The organism is Pseudomonas sp. TS_SC_3 (assembly GCF_056156225.1).
In genome coordinates this window covers 617,128-634,449 of the sequence record NZ_CM149586.1, presented here as the reverse complement: position 1 = coordinate 634,449, position 17,322 = coordinate 617,128, and the positions used below count along the sequence as shown (strand labels likewise).

The following is a 17,322-nucleotide window of genomic DNA, read 5'->3' as shown; positions in this document are numbered from 1 at the left end:
TACCTCCGCGTCGACGCTTAGCGCCGACTCAGCCATTGCTCAGCCAGATCACGCGCACGGCTATCCGCCGCCAGCACCGTATCCAGGCTTTCAACCGCCAGGGCGGGCTCAGTGTGCAAAACGTCTTCGATCATACTCGCGATCTCAGGAAAGCGGATGCGCCGCTCAAGAAACGCGGCAACCGCCACTTCATTGGCCGCATTTAGCATGGCCGGCGCGGTACCGCCGGCCTGCGCCGCTTCGCGCGCCAAGCGCAGACAAGGAAAGCGCTGCTCATCCGGCGCCTGGAAGTCCAGCCGAGCGATGGCAAACAGATCCAGCGGCGCAACCCCTGAATCGATCCGCTCCGGCCAAGCCAGCGCATGACTGATGGGCGTGCGCATATCTGGATTGCCCAACTGAGCCAGAACCGACCCATCGACATAATCGACCAGTGAATGGATCACGCTCTGCGGGTGCACCACCACCTCAATTTGCGCTGGCGTGGCATCAAACAACCAGCAGGCCTCGATCAACTCCAGCCCCTTGTTCATCATGCTTGCCGAGTCGACCGAGATTTTGCGCCCCATCGACCAATTGGGATGCGCGCACGCCTGCTCGGGCGTGACAGCATGCAACTGCTCCAAAGGCATTTCACGAAATGGCCCGCCCGAGGCGGTCAGCAAAATACGCCGTACGCCAACTTGTGGCAGGCCACGGGCGTAATCGCCCGGCAGGCATTGAAAAATCGCATTGTGCTCGCTGTCGATCGGCAGCAACACCGCACCGCTGCGCCGCACGGCCTGCATAAATAGCGCCCCGGACATGACCAAGGCTTCTTTATTGGCCAGCAAGACCTTCTTACCTGCCTCAACCGCGGCCATTGTCGGCGGCAAACCGGCTGCACCGACAATAGCGGCCATTACCGTGTCCACGTCCGGATGCGCGGCCACTTCACACAACCCTTCAGGGCCGTGCAACACCCGCGTACCCAGCCCGGCTGCGCGCAAGTTATCTTGCAGCTGACGAGCAGCCAGAGCCTGCGGCACCACAGCAAAGCGCGGACGATAGATCATGCACAGCGCTTCCAGCTCAGCCAAACGGCTGAAGCCGGACAACGCGAACACTTGATAGCGCTCAGGGTGGCGAGCAATCACATCGAGGGTGCTCAGACCGATCGAGCCGGTCGCCCCCAGCACAGTGATCTGCTGCGGATGGCTCACAGCGCGCCCCAACCCGCCAGCCACAGCAGCGCGGCGAACACAGGAATCGCCGCTGTCAGGCTGTCGATACGGTCCAGCACGCCGCCGTGACCCGGCAGCAGATTGCTGCTGTCTTTGATGCCGGCCTGGCGCTTGAACATGCTTTCAGTCAGATCACCGACCACCGAAATTAGCACCACCACAGCGGTGCCGAGCAAACCCAACAGCAGGCTGGTAAACGACCAGTCCCGGTAAAGCGCCACGCCCGTACAAATCAGCAGCGTCGCCAGCAGACCGCCGAATACCCCTTCCCAGCTTTTACCGGGGCTGACTTGCGGCGCCAGCTTGCGCTTACCAAAACGCCGGCCACTGAAGTAGGCGCCAATATCTGCCCCCCACACCAGCACCATGACCGCGAGAATCAGCCAATTGGCCTCAGGCCACTGCTTAAGTAGCACCAGCCCCTGCCAGGCCGGCAGCAGAATCAACAAACCAATCAGCACCCTGACCGGAGCTTGCGCCCAGTAACGACTGCTGGCGGGATAGCCCAACACCAAAAATGTCGCGACTGCCCACCAGGCAACGGCCAGCAACAGCACCCACGGCGCCAACACGGGCATCAGGTATAAGCCGAACAACAAAACGGCTATCAGCGCGGCGTAGGCCACGCGCTGCACCTGCGCCGTAAACCCTGCCAGGCGCGCCCATTCCCAGGCGCCCAGACTGACCACGGCGCCGATAAACAAGGCAAACAGGCCACCATTGAGCAGGAAGAAGCCACCCAGGGCGAACGGCAACAGCACCAGCGCCGTGATAATTCGTTGTTTGAGCATTAGCTACGGGCCCCAGCAACCACCTGCTCGCTGGTTTTCCCAAAGCGACGCTGGCGGCTAGCAAAATCGGCCAAGGCGTTGCGCATGGCGTCGTGTTTGAAATCCGGCCAAAACAGGTCGGAGAAATACAGCTCGGTATAGGCCAGCTGCCAGAGCAAAAAATTACTGATGCGGTGCTCACCACCGGTGCGGATGCACAGGTCCGGCAAAGGCAAATCGCCCGTTACCAGGCAGCTTTGCAACAACTCCGGGGTGATGTCTTCAGCCCGCAAATGGCCGCCCTGAACTTCACGGGCCAGGCGCTGCGCGGCCTGCGCAATATCCCACTGACCGCCATAGTTGGCCGCCACCTGCAGAACAAAGCGCTGGTCGCCGGCAGTTTGCGCCTCTGCCTCACGCATGGCGGCCTGCAACTCAGGGTGAAAGCGCGAGCGATCACCGATGATGCGCAGGCTGATGCCATTGGCGTTGAGCTTCTTCGCCTCGCGGCGCAGCGCACTGAGGAACAACTCCATCAGCGCGCTGACTTCATCAGCCGGGCGCTGCCAGTTTTCACTGGAGAAGGCGAACAGCGTCAACACTTCGACGCCCGCCTCGGCGCACACCTCAATCACCGCGCGCACCGCATCGACACCGGCCTTATGGCCAGCAACGCCGGGCAACAGGCGTTTCTTTGCCCAGCGGTTATTACCGTCCATGATGATCGCCACATGGCGTGGCACAGCGGGCGGACTACCGTCTTTGGTCTTTTCCATGACGATATCCTGGCCGTTAAACAGCCATCAAATCCGCTTCTTTCTGCTTCACCGCCACTTCGATTTCGGCTACGAACTTGTCCGTCAGTTTCTGGATCTCGTCGGCCGCACGGCGCTCTTCGTCTTCGCTGATTTCCTTCTCCTTGACCAAGTCTTTCAACTGGCTCAAGGCATCGCGGCGGATGTTACGCACGGCGATACGGCCATCTTCGGCGGCATCACGTGCTTGCTTGGTGAAGCCCTTACGGGTTTCTTCAGTCAACGCCGGCATGGAGATCAGCAGCAGTTCACCCAGGTTGGTTGGGTTAAAGCCTAAGCCAGAGCTCTGAATGGCCTTATCCACGGCCTGCAACATATTGCGCTCGAACGCCACGACCTGCAGGGTGCGCGAATCCTTGACGGTCACGTTGGCGACCTGGTTCAGCGGGGTGTCGGTACCGTAGTAAGGCACCATCACGCCGCCGAGGATGCTCGGGTGCGCCTGACCGGTGCGGATACGGCTAAAAGCATGGAGCAGCGATTCCAGACTCTTCTGCATGCGTTCTTGAGTGTCTTTCTTGATCTCATTGATCATGTTTATTTTCCTCAATCAGAGTGCCTTCAGCGCCGCCAACAACAACGTTCAGCAGAGCGCCGGGCTTGTTCATGTTGAAAACACGCAGCGGCATATTATGGTCGCGGCATAGACAGATGGCCGTAAGATCCATTACGCCCAGCTTGCGGTCGAGCACCTCATCGTAGGTCAGGCGGTCGAACTTCTCGGCATGCGGGTCTTTAAATGGATCGGCAGTGTACACGCCATCGACCTTGGTCGCCTTGAGCACCACGTCAGCATCGATTTCGATGGCGCGCAGGCAAGCCGCCGAGTCGGTGGTGAAGAATGGATTACCCGTGCCAGCGGCGAAGATCACCACCTCACCGGTTTTCAGGTGACGCAACGCTTTGCGGCGGTCGTAATGGTCGGTCACGCCCACCATGGAAATAGCCGACATGACAATGGCCGGAATGTTCGAACGCTCCAGCGCATCGCGCATGGCCAAGGCGTTCATCACGGTAGCCAGCATGCCCATGTGGTCGCCGGTCACGCGGTCCATACCCGCTGCACTCAGCGCTGCACCACGGAACAGGTTACCGCCACCAATCACCAAACCAACCTGCACGCCGATGCCGACCAACTGGCCAACTTCCAGCGCCATGCGGTCAAGCACTTTCGGATCGATACCGAAGTCTTCCGACCCCATCAGGGCCTCGCCGCTAAGTTTGAGCAGAATGCGCTTGTAGCGCGGTTGACGACCACTCATCTGCTGAGCCATTGCGAGTCTCTCCTGCGGCGTTTGAATTCTGTGCGAACCTTGGGCTCGCTTTTATCGAGCGCTTTGACAGCGCCCCGGGTCATTGGTGCCAAAGCCCAACCACCCGACAGCTTAGCTGCCCCCTCAATTTGACAAAGAGGCCGCGCGCGTTAGCGGGCAGCCTCTTCGGGGCGACAGCGGTTAGCTGTCTTATTACTTGCTGGCAGCCAGCTGGGCAGCAACTTCTTCAGCGAAGTTGTCGACCGGCTTCTCGATGCCTTCACCGACCTGGAAGCGGGTGAACGACAGGATTTCAGCACCGGCTTTCTTGGCCAGATCACCGACCTTGACTTCCGGGTTCTTAACGAAGGCTTGCTCAACCAGGCTGGCTTCAGCCAGGAACTTCTGGATGCGGCCGCCAACCATCTTCTCGACGATCTCAGCCGGCTTGCCCTTGATCTTGTCTTCGTTGAGGCTCATGAACACGGCTTTCTCGCGCTCGATGGCTTCAGCGGAAACTTCCGAAGGCAGCAGGAACTCAGGGTTGCTCGCCGCAACGTGCATGGCGATGTCTTTGGCCAGATCAGCGTCACCGCCTTTCAGAACAACTACAACACCGATCTTGTTGCCGTGCAGGTAAGCATTGACCACGTCGCCTTCAACGCGCGCCAGGCGACGAATGTTGACGTTTTCGCCAACTTTAGCCACCAGGGCTTCACGGGCAGGTTCCTGAGCGGCGATCAGCGGAGCGGCGTCGGTCAGTTTCTCAGCGAAGGCTTTTTCGATGCTGGTGTTGACGAAGTTCTTGAAATCGTCCTGCAGAGCCAGGAAGTCAGTTTGCGAGTTGACTTCAAGGATGACAGCCGACTTGCCGTCTTCAGCAACTTTGACAGCGATAGCGCCTTCAGCCGCTACGTTGCCTGCTTTCTTGGCAGCCTTGATCGCGCCGGAAGCACGCATGTCGTCGATGGCTTTTTCGATGTCGCCGCCAGCCTTGGTCAAGGCTTTCTTGCAATCCATCATGCCTTCGCCAGTACGCTCACGCAGTTCTTTTACCAACGCTGCAGTAATTTCTGCCATTTCAAAATCCTCTGGATAGGTTGTTAACCATTCCACCCGCCGAAAGCGGGCGCTCAATTCTTAACGCATTACCGACAATGACTATAAGCAATTACAACTGCACGTCGGTGATGGTTTTAAAGGTGGCAAAAAGGGGGCAAAGCCCCCTTTTTGCGAACTAAGCAAACGCTGTACGCGTTTTACTTAGCCTTCAGCAGCTTCAGCAGCAGGGGCTTGCTCAACGAACTCGTCGGTGCCGCCATTTGCGTTGTTGCGAGCACGGATCACGGCGTCAGCCATGGCGCCCATGTACAGCTGGATGGCGCGAATGGCGTCATCGTTACCTGGGATGATGTAGTCAACGCCTTCCGGGCTGCTGTTGGTATCGACGATGCCGATAACTGGGATACCCAGCTTGTTGGCTTCGGTGATCGCAATGCGCTCGTGGTCAACGTCGATTACGAACAGAGCGTCCGGCAGACCGCCCATGTCCTTGATACCGCCCAAGCTGCGATCCAGTTTCTGCAGATCGCGAGTGCGCATCAGCGCTTCTTTCTTGGTCAGCTTGGTGAAAGTACCGTCCTGGGACTGAACTTCCAGATCACGCAGACGCTTGATCGAGGCACGGATGGTTTTGTAGTTGGTCAGCATGCCGCCCAACCAGCGATGATCGACGTACGGCGAACCGCAACGTGCTGCTTCTTCAGCAACGATCTTGCCAGCGGAACGCTTGGTGCCGACGAACAGAATCTTGTTTTTGCCCGAAGCCAGTTTCTCAACGAACGACAGCGCGTCATTGAACATTGGCAGGGTTTTTTCAAGGTTGATGATGTGAATCTTGTTGCGCGCGCCGAAAATGTACTTACCCATTTTCGGGTTCCAGTAACGGGTCTGGTGGCCGAAGTGCACACCGGCCTTCAGCATATCGCGCATAGTGACTTGGGACATGGTCGTTCCTTAAATAAGTCGGGTTAGGCCTCCACGCATCCCGATTTCCAACCCTTGAACACGTCAAAAGGCACCCAGGAAACCGTGTCGATACGTGTGTGGGGTTAAGCTCCCGGGCACGCAGCCCGTAAAGCGGCGCGTTTTATACCATAAAAGATGACACCAAGCTACTCGGATGCCGCACAAAACCTTCCCCAACACGGCACTTCACGTGCTTCTTATGGCTTGCGCCTTGCAGCTGTTAAGATGGCGCCCTTTCTGTTCGCGTTCGAGAACCACACATGACCGTCACCATTAAAACGCCCGACGAAATCGAGAAAATGCGCGTAGCCGGTCGCCTGGCTGCCGAAGTTCTGGAAATGATAGGCGAGCACGTCAAGCCCGGCGTCACCACCGAAGCGCTCGACCGCATCTGCCATGATTATATTGTCAACGTGCAGCAGGCCATCCCTGCACCGCTCAATTACAAAGGCTTCCCCAAGTCGATCTGCACCTCAGTCAATCACGTGGTCTGCCACGGCATCCCGAATGACAAGCCGCTGAAAGAAGGCGATGTGATCAACATCGACATCACCGTAATCAAAGATGGCTACCACGGCGACACCAGCAAGATGTTTATGGTGGGCAAGGTAGCCGAGTGGGCCGAACGCCTGGCCACGATCACGCAAGAGTGCCTGTATAAAGGTATCGAGCTGGTTAAGCCCGGCACGCGTTTGGGCGACATTGGTGAAGTGATCCAGAAGCATGCCGAGAAGAACGGCTTTTCAGTGGTGCGTGAATACTGCGGCCACGGCATTGGCGCGGTGTTCCACGAGGAGCCGCAAGTGCTGCACTACGGCCGCGCCGGCACCGGTATGGAGCTCAAGGAAGGCATGACCTTCACCATCGAGCCGATGATCAACCAGGGCCGCCCGGAAACCCGCACCCTGGGCGACGGCTGGACCGCGATCACTAAGGACCGCAAGCTCTCGGCTCAGTGGGAGCACACCATTCTGGTGACCGCTACCGGCTACGAGATCTTCACCCTGCGCAACGATGACACCATTGCCCGCACCTCAGCCTAAGACGCCACTCAACGTCTGCTGCGCGACATTGAGCAGGTTCGCAAGCTGATACATAAAAGGAAGGCCGCCATGCCGCAGGTAGACCCCGAGCTGTTCGACCGCGGCCAGTTCCAAGCGGAACTGGCCCTCAAGGCCAGCCCCATTGCGGCATTCAAAAAGGTTATTCGCCACGCCCGCGACGTGCTCGACGGGCGCTTCAAAAGCGGTCGCGATGTGCGCCGCCTGGTCGAAGACCGCGCCTGGTTTGTTGATCAGATTCTGCGCGAAGCCTGGGACCGCCTGTCGTGGAGTGACGACGCCGACATCGCCCTACTTGCTGTCGGCGGCTATGGCCGTGGCGAGCTGCACCCCTTCTCTGATATCGACCTGCTGATCCTGCTGGATAACGCCGACCACGAAACCTTCCGCGAACCCATCGAACGCTTCCTCACCCTGCTGTGGGACATCGGCCTGGAAGTCGGCCAAAGCGTGCGCAGTGTCGATGAATGCGCCAGCGAAGCCCGCGCCGACCTGACAGTCATCACCAACCTGATGGAAAGCCGCACCATCGCCGGCCCCGAGCGCTTGCGCCAGCGCATGCAAGCGGTCACCAGCACCGAACAAATGTGGCCAAGCAAACACTTTTTCCTGGCCAAGCAAAAAGAGCAACGCGCTCGCCACAGCAAATACAATGACACCGAATACAACCTGGAGCCTAACGTCAAAGGCTCCCCCGGCGGCCTGCGGGATATCCAAACCATCCTCTGGGTGGCACGCCGGCATTTCGGCACACTGAATTTGCACGCCATGGTTGGCCAAGGCTTTTTGCTGGAAAGCGAATACGCCCTGCTCGCCTCCAGCCAGGAGTTTCTCTGGAAGGTGCGTTACGCCCTGCATATGCTCGCCGGCCGCGCCGAAGACCGCTTGCTGTTCGACCACCAAAGCAAGGTCGCCGCCTTGCTGGGCTTTCAGGACAGCGACAACAAACGCGCCATTGAACGCTTTATGCAGACGTATTACCGCGTAGTGATGGCGATTGCCGAACTCAGCGATCTGATCGTTCAGCACTTTGAAGAGCAGATCCTGCGCGCCGGTGATGCCGGCCAGGCAATAGCGCTCAACAGTCGCTTCCACGTACGCAACGGCTATATCGAAGCCAGCCATCCGCACATCTTCAAACGCACGCCCTTCGCCATCCTGGAAATATTCGTGGTGATGGCGCAGAACCCGGAGATCGAAGGCGTCTGCGCCGACACCATCCGCTTACTGCGCGACCACCGCCACCTGATCGACGATGATTTCCGCCGCGACATTCGCAACACCAGCCTGTTTATCGAGTTGTTCAAGTGCCAGGAAGGCATCCACCGCAACCTGCGGCGGATGAACCGCTACGGCATTCTCGGCCTGTACCTGCCCGAGTTCGGCCTGATTGTCGGGCAAATGCAGCACGACCTGTTTCACATCTACACGGTCGATGCGCACACCCTGAATGTGATCAAACACCTGCGCAAGCTGAGCAAACCCGGCGTCGCCGAGAAATTCCCACTGGCCAGCGAGTTGGTCGAAAAGCTGCCCAAGCCTGAGCTGATTTACCTCGCCGGCATTTACCACGACATCGGCAAGGGCCGTGGCGGCGACCACTCAGAACTGGGTGCGGTGGATGCAGCCGCCTTTTGCCTGCGCCACCAATTGCCCAGCTGGGACTCCAAACTGATCGTCTGGCTGGTACAAAGCCACTTGGTGATGTCGACGACGGCGCAGCGCAAAGACCTCTCAGACCCTCAAGTCATCTATGACTTTGCGCGCTTGGTCGGCGACCAAACACGCCTGGATTACCTCTACGTGCTGACAGTGGCCGACATTAATGCCACCAACCCCAGCCTGTGGAACTCCTGGCGCGCCAGCCTGTTGCGCCAGCTGTATACCGAGACCAAGCGGGCGTTAAACCGCGGCCTGGAAAACCCCCTCGACCGCGAAGAACAGATTCGCCTGACGCAAAGCGCGGCGCTGGACATCCTCGCGCGCGACGGCACCGATGCCGACATCGCCGAACAACTCTGGGCGCAGCTGGGCGATGACTATTTCTTGCGCCACACGGCGGAGGATGTTGCCTGGCATACGCTGGCGATCATCCGCCACCCGAACGATGGCAACCCGCTTGTGCTGATTAAAGAAACCACCCAGCGCGAATTTGAAGGCGGCACGCAAATCTTCATCTACGCCGAAGATCAGCACGACTTTTTCGCGGTAACCGTGGCCGCCATGGCGCAGCTCAACCTGAACATCCATGACGCGCGGATTCTGACCTCAACCAGCCAGTTCACCCTCGACACCTACATTGTGCTGGAAAGTGACGGCAGCTCGATTGGCGACAACCCGGCACGTATCGAACAGATTCGCCAAGGCCTAATTGATGTTCTGAAACACCCCGACGACTACCCCAACATCATCCAGCGCCGCGTACCGCGCCAGCTCAAGCATTTTGCGTTTGCCCCGCAGGTGACGATCCATAACGATGCCAACCGGCCGGTTACCATTCTGGAAGTTATTGCCCCGGACCGCCCGGGCCTGCTGGCCCGCATCGGGCGGATCTTCCTCGACTTCGACCTGTCGCTGCAAAACGCCAAAATCGCCACCCTGGGTGAGCGGGTAGAGGACGTTTTCTTCGTCACCGACGCGCACAACCAGCCGCTGTCCGACCCCGAGCTGTGCGCCAACCTGCAAGCCACGATTGTGCGCAAGCTGTCGGCACCCAACCCCAATGAAAACGAACCGGCCGAGCACACCATCTGAGCCGTGAGCGAGTGAGGCGCTGCACCTCACCCGCTCAGTGGCTTAAATGCGGAAGCTGTCCACCAACTGCTTGAGTCGACCCGCCTGCTGATCCAGCTCGGCGCAGGCGCGCAGGCTTGCTTCCAAGTTACGCACGCCATCCTGGTTCAGCATGTTGATCTCGGTGATATCCATGTTGAGGTTCTCCACCACCGAGGTTTGCTCCTCGGTGGCAGTGGCGACCGACTGGTTCATGCCGTCAATTTCACCGATGCGGTGCGTCACGCTTTGCAGGTTTTCCCCGGCCTGCTTGCCGATGCGCACGCTGTCGTCACTGAAGCGGCGGCTTTCCACCATGGTGTTAACCGCCTCCTGAGCGCCCGCTTGCAACTGCTCGATCATCCGCTGGATTTCTTGCGCGGAACTCTGGGTGCGCTGCGCCAGGTTTCGCACCTCATCCGCCACCACGGCAAAACCACGCCCTGCCTCACCCGCACGGGCGGCCTCAATGGCGGCGTTGAGCGCCAACAGGTTGGTCTGCTCGGAGATGCTTTTGATCACATCAAGAATCTGGCCGATGTCGTTGCTCTTCTGGCTCAGGGTTTCAATGTGCGTGCCCGCCACCTCGATTTTGCTCGACAGGTCACTCATTGCCCCCAGCGTTTTCTCAACCATTTGCTGGCTGTTCTCGGCCCCTTGCCGTGCACCGCTGGCTTGGGTGGAGGCATCGGCGGCATTACGGGCAATCTCCTGCGCGGCAGCGCCCAGCTCGTTGATCGCGGCGGCCACACTGTCGGTACGCGCTGCCTGCTCGCTGGAATTACTCATAGAGGCATTGGATGCCTCCACCACGGTGCGCACGCGCTCATGCACGGCACGGGTGGTGGAGGCCACTTCGCGGATTGATTCGTGGATACGCTCGACAAACCGGTTGAAGGCGAGCGCCAACTCGCCGAATTCATCGCGTGAGCCGACCTGCAGACGCTGGGTCAAGTCGCCCTCGCCCTGAGCGATACCGGCCATGGTGCGGCTCATCACGTGCAGGGGCTGCAGCAGGAAGCGAATCAGCAAGCTCAGCAGCAGCAAAATCGTCGCCACGCCAATCACCATTACCATCAACGCCGAAACACGGAACTCCTGCAGCGCGGCATAGGCCTTGCTCTTGTCTACCGCCAAACCGACATACCAACGCACGCCTTGCAGGTCTTGCACAGGCACAAAGGTGACAATACGCGTGGTACCGTCGGCCGCCTGCACCTCTTGCAGGGTGTTGCTCAGCGAAGGTGTGCTGCCTGGGAAGAGTTCAGCCAACCCTTTAAGCACCCGCTCGCGATCGGAATGAACCAGCACGGTGCCCTTGTCGTCGGCCAGGAAGGCGTAGCCCAAGCCGCCAAGGTCCAGCGAGTTAAGAATTTCGTCGATGGTTTCCAGTTTCAGGTCGCCCCCTACCACGCCCACCAGCGCGCCGTTACGGCGTACGGCACGGGTGATGGTAATCAGCAAGCCATCACGCGGGTCTGCTGCCAGGTAGGGTTCGGTCAGGCCGACGCCTGAGCCACTTTGCGCCACCTTGTACCAAGGCCGCTGACGCGGGTCATAACCGGCGGGCAAGGCACTGGCCGGAAACTGGGTGTAAGTGCCATCCACTTCACCGAGGTAGGCATACAGAAAGGACGACGCAATGCTGCGATGTTGCAGGCTCTTGCTCAGCGCATCTGAATCGCCGCCGTCTTCAATGGCTTCACCGAGGGAGTCGAGCAGCAAGACACGGCCATTCAGCCAGTGCTGGATATTGCCCGCTGACACGTTACCCATGTCACGCAGGTAGTTTTCGAGGTTTTCGCGGATTGCATTGCGCTGCATGTAGTCGTTGTAAAAAGCGAATGAGGCAAATGCCGCAATCACCACCAACGACGCCGCCAGCATGATTTTGTGACTGAACTTTAGGTTGCGCATGGATATTCTCGTTTAGCAGGTCAGGTCTACACGCCCAACTCGTTGCCCGGCGAGCCGACTATCGGCTCAGAATCCGGGAGCTTTAGCGCAAAAAGGCTGGAAAGACTCATCGCACAAGAGCCGCAGCAAGGCACTGCAGCATTTGGCCATTCAAGCAGGGCTCGTTGCCCCGCCCAAACGCTGGCGGATTAAGCCGCAAATCAACCGCGCAGAATTCTCTAAATGCGCCTTAACGTGCTAGTGTCGCGACCTTTTAAGCACTACGGCAGCGACCCGCCATGAATCACGCCCTCGCCTATTTGCAGCCTTATCCATTTGAGAAGCTGCGCGCCCTGCTCGGCAGTGTCACAGTACCGGCCGACAAAACCCCGATTGCCCTGTCAATTGGCGAGCCCAAGCACAGCTCGCCGGCATTTGTTGCCGCAGCCCTTAGCGCCAATCTTGATCAGCTGGCGGTCTACCCGACTACGCTGGGCATCGCCGCGCTGCGCGAAGCAATTGCCGCCTGGTGCAGCCGCCGCTTTGGCTTGCCCGCTGGGGTACTCGACCCCGCGCGCCATGTGCTGCCGGTCAATGGTACCCGCGAGGCGCTGTTTGCCTTTACCCAGGCAGTGGTGCAGCGCGATGTTGAGGGCTTAGTTGTCAGCCCCAATCCGTTCTATCAAATTTATGAAGGCGCCGCCCTGCTCGCTGGCGCGCAGCCGCACTACCTGCCCTGCCTGGAAGAACACGGCTTCAATCCGGATTTCGACGCCGTCAGCGACGACGTTTGGCAGCGCTGCCAGATTCTCTTTCTCTGCTCACCGGGTAACCCGACTGGCGCATTGATCCCGCTGGCGACGCTGAAAAAGCTGATTGCCCTCGCCGATAAATTCGACTTCGTGATTGCCGCCGACGAGTGCTACAGCGAGCTGTACTTCGACGAGGCCAACCCACCCGCCGGCCTGCTGAGCGCCTGCGCCGAACTGGGCCGGCATGATTTCAAACGCTGCGTGGTGTTCCACAGCCTGTCCAAGCGCTCCAACCTGCCGGGCCTGCGTTCGGGCTTTGTCGCCGGTGATGCCGATATTCTGAAATCTTTCCTGCTGTACCGTACCTACCACGGCTGCGCCATGCCGGTACAAACCCAGCTGGCCAGCGTCGCCGCCTGGAACGACGAAGCCCACGTCAAAGCCAACCGCGACCTGTACCGCGAGAAGTTCGACGCGGTGCTGGCGATTCTCGACGGCGTGTTGGATGTGCAGCGCCCGGATGGTGGCTTCTACCTGTGGGCGAAAACCCCGATAGACGATGAAACATTTACCCGCGAGCTGTTTGCCCGCGAGCATGTCACCGTGGTGCCCGGCTCGTACTTGTCGCGCGCAGTGGACGGTAACAACCCGGGCGCTGGCCGTGTTCGCATGGCCCTGGTCGCGCCGCTGGCCGAATGCGTGGCCGCAGCCGAACGTATCCGTGATTATGTGAAGAGCCTCTGATGAGCACGACCCTGTTTGGCATCAAAGCTTGCGACACCATGAAAAAAGCCCGCACCTGGCTCGACGAGCACGGGGTAAGCTACGCCTTTCATGATTACAAAGCCTGCGGTATAGACCGTGGCAACCTGGAAAAATGGTGCAATGAGTATGGTTGGGAAACCATCCTGAACCGCGCAGGCACCACTTTCCGCAAGCTGGATGAGGCGCAAAAAAGCGACCTCGACCAGCACAAGGCGATCGAGTTGATGCTCGCCCAGCCGTCGATGATCAAACGCCCCGTGCTCGATCTCGGCAACAAGACCCTGGTCGGCTTCAAAGCCGACCGTTATGCCGCCGAATTGACTTAAACCACTCGGCTCACACGAATTTGCGGTAAGGAAAAAAGCATGACCACATCCCTATTTAGCCTGGCTTTCGGCGTCGGCACCCAAAACCGTCAGAACACCTGGCTGGAAGTTTTCTACGCTCAGCCGATGCTCAACCCAGCCAGCGAGCTGGTTGCCAAAGTAGTTGAAAAACTGGGCTACCAGGGCGGCAACCAGGCCATCGCCATTAGCAACAACCAGGCTGGCGACTTGGCTGAAGCCCTGAAGAATGTCGACGCCGCACAGTCAGCCCTGCTCACTCGCCTGGCCGAAAGCCAGAAGCCGCTGGTGGTCACCCTGCTCGCCGAAGACGCCGCGCTGACCAGCACGCCTGAGGCCTACCTCAAGCTGCACCTGCTGTCGCACCGTCTGGTTAAACCACACGGCCTGAACCTGACCGGTATTTTCCCGCTGCTGCCCAATGTGGCCTGGACCAACCAGGGTGCAGTCGACCTCAGCGAGCTGGCCGAACGTCAGCTGGAAGCACGCCTGAAAGGCGAACTGCTGGAAGTGTTCTCGGTGGACAAGTTTCCGAAAATGACCGATTACGTGGTGCCGACTGGCGTGCGTATTGCTGACAGCGCACGCATTCGTCTGGGTGCCTACGTGGGCGAAGGCACCACCGTCATGCACGAAGGCTTCGTCAACTTCAACGCCGGCACTGCAGGCCCGGGCATGATCGAAGGCCGCGTATCCGCCGGCGTATTCGTCGGCAAAGGGTCCGATCTGGGTGGCGGCTGCTCGACCATGGGTACCCTGTCTGGCGGCGGCAATATCGTGATTTCCGTGGGCGAAGGCTGCCTGATCGGCGCCAATGCCGGTATTGGCATTCCGTTGGGCGACCGCAACACGGTGGAATCCGGCCTGTACATCACCGCTGGCACCAAAGTAACGCTGCTCGATGCTGACAACAACCTGGTCAAGGTGCTCAAGGCCCGTGACCTGGCGGGTCAGCCGGACCTGCTGTTCCGCCGCAACTCACAAACCGGCGCCGTGGAGTGCAAAACCCACAAGTCGGCTATCGAGTTGAACGAAGCCCTGCACGCGCACAACTAAGCGCGGTGCAGTTGCCACAGGCCGGGCCCATGCCCGGCCTGTCTATTTATACTCAACAGACAGTTCCTGCGGTGCCCAAGCCCATGTCACTGACTTCCCCCTGGCGCGCTGACTTTCCTGGCATTTTGGCCCTAGCGGCCGAAGGCCAGACCTATCTGGACAGCGCTGCCACCGCGCAAAAACCCCAGACCATGCTTGATGCCCTGCTCGGCTATTACGCCGGTGGCGCAGCCAATGTGCACCGTGCCCAGCATCTACCCGGCGAGCGCGCTACCCGCGCCTTCGAAGCCACCCGCGAGAAGGCTGCACGCTGGCTAAATGCGCCCGACGCGCAGCAGATCATCTTTACCCGCAGTGCCACCGAAGCCTTCAACCTGCTGGCTTATGGCTTGGAAAAGCAATTCCAGCCGGGCGATGAAATTGTCATCAGCGCCCTGGAACACCACGCCAACCTGCTGCCCTGGCAGCAACTGGCGCTGCGTCGCCAGCTCAAGCTGGTGATGCTGCCGCTGGATCAGCAGGGCCTGATCGACCTCACACACGCCGCGCAACTGATTGGCCCGCGCACCCGCCTGTTGGCGGTCAGCCAGCTGTCCAACGTGCTCGGTTGCTGGCAGCCGCTTGAGCCGTTGCTGGCCCTGGCACAGGCGCAGGGCGCCCTGACTGTGGTCGATGGAACGCAAGGCGTGGTGCACGGCCGGCAGAATATGCAGGCCTTGGGCTGCGACTTTTATGTTGGCTCCAGCCATAAGCTCTATGGCCCGGATGGCGTCGGTCTGCTTTATGGCCGCACGCAGGCCCTGGAGCAACTGGCGCATTGGCAGTTTGGCGGCGAGATGCTGCTGCACACTGACTACAGCAATGCCACCTTCCGCCCAGCACCACTGGGCTTTGAGGCCGGCACGCCGCCGATTGCTTCAGTGATCGCCCTCGGCGCCAGCCTGGATTACCTGAGCAGCCTCGACGCCAGCGCGGTCAGCGCCCACGAAGCCGCCCTGCACAGCGAGCTGGTCGCCGGGCTCAAACAGCGCCACGGCGTGCGCCTGCTCGGTATGCCGAAGGTCGCCCTGGCCAGCTTTGTGGTTGATGGCGTGCACCATGCCGACCTTGCCCACCTGCTGAGCGAACAGGGCATCGCCGTGCGCGCCGGCCATCACTGCGCCATGCCGCTGTTGCAGGGTCTCGGTGTGAGTGGGGCGGTTCGCGTCTCTCTGGGGCTGTATAACGACGCCGGCGACCTGCAGCGTTTTTTCAGCGCTCTGGATCAAGCCCTGGCGCTGTTGCAATGAGCCTGCCTGCCCAAGCGCAAACAGCGCTGCAAGCCTTTGGTGCATGCCAAGGCTGGGAGCAGCGCGCACGCCTGCTGATGCAGTGGGGGGAGCAGCTGGTGCCGCTCAACGAGGCGGAACGCTGCGACGCCAATCGGGTGCAGGGCTGTGAAAGTCAGGTGTGGCTGCTGGCCGAGCACAACGGCGAGCACTGGCAGTTTCACGCCAGCAGTGATGCACGACTGTTACGGGGTTTGCTCGCGCTGCTGCTGGCCAGAGTCAACGGCTTGCCGGCATCCGAACTGGCGCAACTGGATCTGCCGGACTGGTTTACCCAACTTGGCCTGGCCCGCCACCTGTCACCCTCACGCAGCAATGGCCTGCAGGCCGTGCTGACGCGGATGCAGCACATGCTTGATGCCAATAATCAGGGCGCTACGCGCCACTGATCGGCAGTGCCGGAATACAGGGCCTGTTGCAAACGCTCCAGCTCTCCACTCTGTGCCAGGCGGCGCAAACCGGCATTGAATGCCTCACGCAACTGATCGGCCTTGGCATCGCCTTTGCGAAACAGCAGGTGCAGCGGTTCAGCATGCAAAATACGTGGATTATGGGTGATCAACGCTCGCTCCCGTTCGGAAAACAAGCGACGCAGCATGGCATAACCCACTGCTCGATCCTGAGGGTGGAAGTCAACCCGCCCCAGGCTCAGTAAACGCAAGCCGGTGTCTTCTTTACCATGTTGCTGCACTTGCAACTGCCCAGCCTCAAGCGCCGCATCAAACTGCGAACCATAGGAATAGCCAAGCGTCGTAGCGATACGAAACGTCTTAAGATCGTCGAAACGGGTCCAAACAAGTTGCTGATCGCGGCGTTGGAATAACACCACGTCACCCGCTACGACTGCATCACTGCATACAGTGAAACGCTGGCGACTCTTACTGCAGATATACGGCATCACCGCATCCAGACTGCCGTGCTCAAGCATCAGCAGGTTGCGGTCCCAGGGGTAGTAAACGAACTCAACCTGATAACCCGCCGCGCTGAAGATGTCGCGCACCAGTCGCGACAAGGCGCCGCCATCTTCGCGCTGTTGCTCGACATAGGGCAGCCAGTCGCCAGTACCCACCCGCACAACCGGGTGAGCATGGGCACTCAGGCAAGTCGCAAGCGCTGCAAGCAGCAGCCCGTAGCGCGGGGCATGACCAAACACATGACGCAGCAGGGACAACACGGCACACCTCAATCAAGCGGAAACAGCACATCCCTGCTGAACAGCGGCCTGGCCAGGCCATGTATACAGACGCGTGAAGGCTTAG

The 17,322-nt window shown here is 59.7% G+C and carries 16 protein-coding genes and 1 pseudogene; 7 read left to right on the top strand and 10 right to left on the bottom strand.

Annotated elements, in window-relative coordinates; all coding sequences use genetic code 11:
- Positions 1 to 17 precede the first annotated feature (17 nt).
- The 7 genes from ispC to rpsB form a co-directional block, all read right to left on the bottom strand.
- A complete protein-coding gene (gene ispC, locus AC0J6G_RS03040) occupies positions 18 to 1,202 on the bottom strand; it encodes a 1-deoxy-D-xylulose-5-phosphate reductoisomerase (RefSeq protein WP_475251161.1) in 1,185 nt (394 codons plus the stop codon).
- Complete coding sequence (locus AC0J6G_RS03035) at positions 1,199 to 2,014, bottom strand: phosphatidate cytidylyltransferase (RefSeq protein ID WP_475251159.1); 816 nt, start codon at positions 2,012 to 2,014, stop codon at positions 1,199 to 1,201. The genes ispC and AC0J6G_RS03035 overlap by 4 nt, the downstream gene beginning before the upstream one ends.
- Complete coding sequence (gene uppS, locus AC0J6G_RS03030) at positions 2,014 to 2,769, bottom strand: polyprenyl diphosphate synthase (protein ID WP_475251157.1); 756 nt, start codon at positions 2,767 to 2,769, stop codon at positions 2,014 to 2,016. Before uppS ends, AC0J6G_RS03035 begins: the two co-directional genes overlap by 1 nt.
- Before the next feature lie 16 nt (positions 2,770 to 2,785).
- Positions 2,786 to 3,343 carry a ribosome recycling factor gene (gene frr / locus AC0J6G_RS03025; RefSeq protein WP_475251155.1) on the bottom strand — a complete coding sequence of 186 codons (558 nt, stop codon included), beginning with the start codon at positions 3,341 to 3,343 and terminating at the stop codon, positions 2,786 to 2,788.
- Positions 3,333 to 4,082 (bottom strand): UMP kinase, encoded by a 750-nt coding sequence (pyrH, locus tag AC0J6G_RS03020; protein WP_475251153.1) that lies wholly within the window; start codon positions 4,080 to 4,082, stop codon positions 3,333 to 3,335. The genes frr and pyrH overlap by 11 nt, the downstream gene beginning before the upstream one ends.
- 192 nt (positions 4,083 to 4,274) lie before the next feature.
- Positions 4,275 to 5,141 carry a translation elongation factor Ts gene (gene tsf, locus AC0J6G_RS03015; RefSeq protein WP_475251151.1) on the bottom strand — a complete coding sequence of 289 codons (867 nt, stop codon included), beginning with the start codon at positions 5,139 to 5,141 and terminating at the stop codon, positions 4,275 to 4,277.
- A gap of 183 nt (positions 5,142 to 5,324) precedes the next feature.
- A complete protein-coding gene (gene rpsB, locus AC0J6G_RS03010) occupies positions 5,325 to 6,068 on the bottom strand; it encodes a 30S ribosomal protein S2 (protein ID WP_136662673.1) in 744 nt (247 codons plus the stop codon).
- Between the two features lie 281 nt (positions 6,069 to 6,349).
- Here rpsB and map point away from each other — a divergent pair, with 281 nt between their 5' ends.
- Positions 6,350 to 7,132: a type I methionyl aminopeptidase gene (map, locus tag AC0J6G_RS03005; protein WP_475251148.1), complete on the top strand. Its 783-nt coding sequence runs from the start codon at positions 6,350 to 6,352 to the stop codon at positions 7,130 to 7,132.
- Positions 7,133 to 7,201: 69 nt separating this feature from the next.
- Positions 7,202 to 9,904 (top strand): [protein-PII] uridylyltransferase, encoded by a 2,703-nt coding sequence (locus AC0J6G_RS03000; RefSeq protein ID WP_475251146.1) that lies wholly within the window; start codon positions 7,202 to 7,204, stop codon positions 9,902 to 9,904.
- Between the two features lie 42 nt (positions 9,905 to 9,946).
- On the opposite strand, the gene AC0J6G_RS02995 is transcribed toward AC0J6G_RS03000, so the two are convergent.
- Together AC0J6G_RS02995 and AC0J6G_RS02990 are read right to left on the bottom strand one after the other, a co-directional pair.
- Entirely contained in the window at positions 9,947 to 10,711 is a 765-nt protein-coding gene (locus tag AC0J6G_RS02995) for a methyl-accepting chemotaxis protein (protein WP_475253566.1), read from the bottom strand.
- Positions 10,712 to 10,801: 90 nt separating this feature from the next.
- A pseudogene (locus AC0J6G_RS02990) lies at positions 10,802 to 11,746 on the bottom strand (HAMP domain-containing protein); the annotation flags it as partial.
- Between the two features lie 371 nt (positions 11,747 to 12,117).
- On the opposite strand from AC0J6G_RS02990, the gene dapC reads away from it, so the two are divergent.
- The 5 genes from dapC to AC0J6G_RS02965 all read left to right on the top strand — a co-directional run bounded on the left by dapC (position 12,118) and on the right by AC0J6G_RS02965 (position 16,452).
- A complete protein-coding gene (dapC, locus tag AC0J6G_RS02985; RefSeq protein WP_475251144.1) occupies positions 12,118 to 13,314 on the top strand; it encodes a succinyldiaminopimelate transaminase in 1,197 nt (398 codons plus the stop codon).
- The gene (locus AC0J6G_RS02980; RefSeq protein ID WP_475251142.1) at positions 13,314 to 13,661 is read left to right on the top strand and encodes an ArsC family reductase; all 348 of its coding nucleotides are present in this window, start codon (positions 13,314 to 13,316) and stop codon (positions 13,659 to 13,661) included. Before dapC ends, AC0J6G_RS02980 begins: the two co-directional genes overlap by 1 nt.
- Positions 13,662 to 13,700: 39 nt before the next feature.
- Positions 13,701 to 14,735, top strand: coding sequence for a 2,3,4,5-tetrahydropyridine-2,6-dicarboxylate N-succinyltransferase (gene dapD / locus AC0J6G_RS02975; RefSeq protein WP_475251140.1), 1,035 nt, complete (start codon positions 13,701 to 13,703; stop codon positions 14,733 to 14,735).
- 83 nt (positions 14,736 to 14,818) lie between these two features.
- Positions 14,819 to 16,024, top strand: a complete 1,206-nt coding sequence (locus AC0J6G_RS02970; protein WP_475251138.1) for an aminotransferase class V-fold PLP-dependent enzyme — start codon at positions 14,819 to 14,821, stop codon at positions 16,022 to 16,024.
- Positions 16,021 to 16,452, top strand: coding sequence for a SufE family protein (locus AC0J6G_RS02965; protein WP_475251136.1), 432 nt, complete (start codon positions 16,021 to 16,023; stop codon positions 16,450 to 16,452). The genes AC0J6G_RS02970 and AC0J6G_RS02965 overlap by 4 nt, the downstream gene beginning before the upstream one ends.
- On the opposite strand, the gene AC0J6G_RS02960 is transcribed toward AC0J6G_RS02965, so the two are convergent.
- Positions 16,431 to 17,237, bottom strand: a complete 807-nt coding sequence (locus AC0J6G_RS02960) for a substrate-binding periplasmic protein (RefSeq protein ID WP_475251134.1) — start codon at positions 17,235 to 17,237, stop codon at positions 16,431 to 16,433. The two genes, AC0J6G_RS02965 and AC0J6G_RS02960, sit on opposite strands and share 22 nt — an antisense overlap.
- Positions 17,238 to 17,322: the final 85 nt, after the last annotated feature.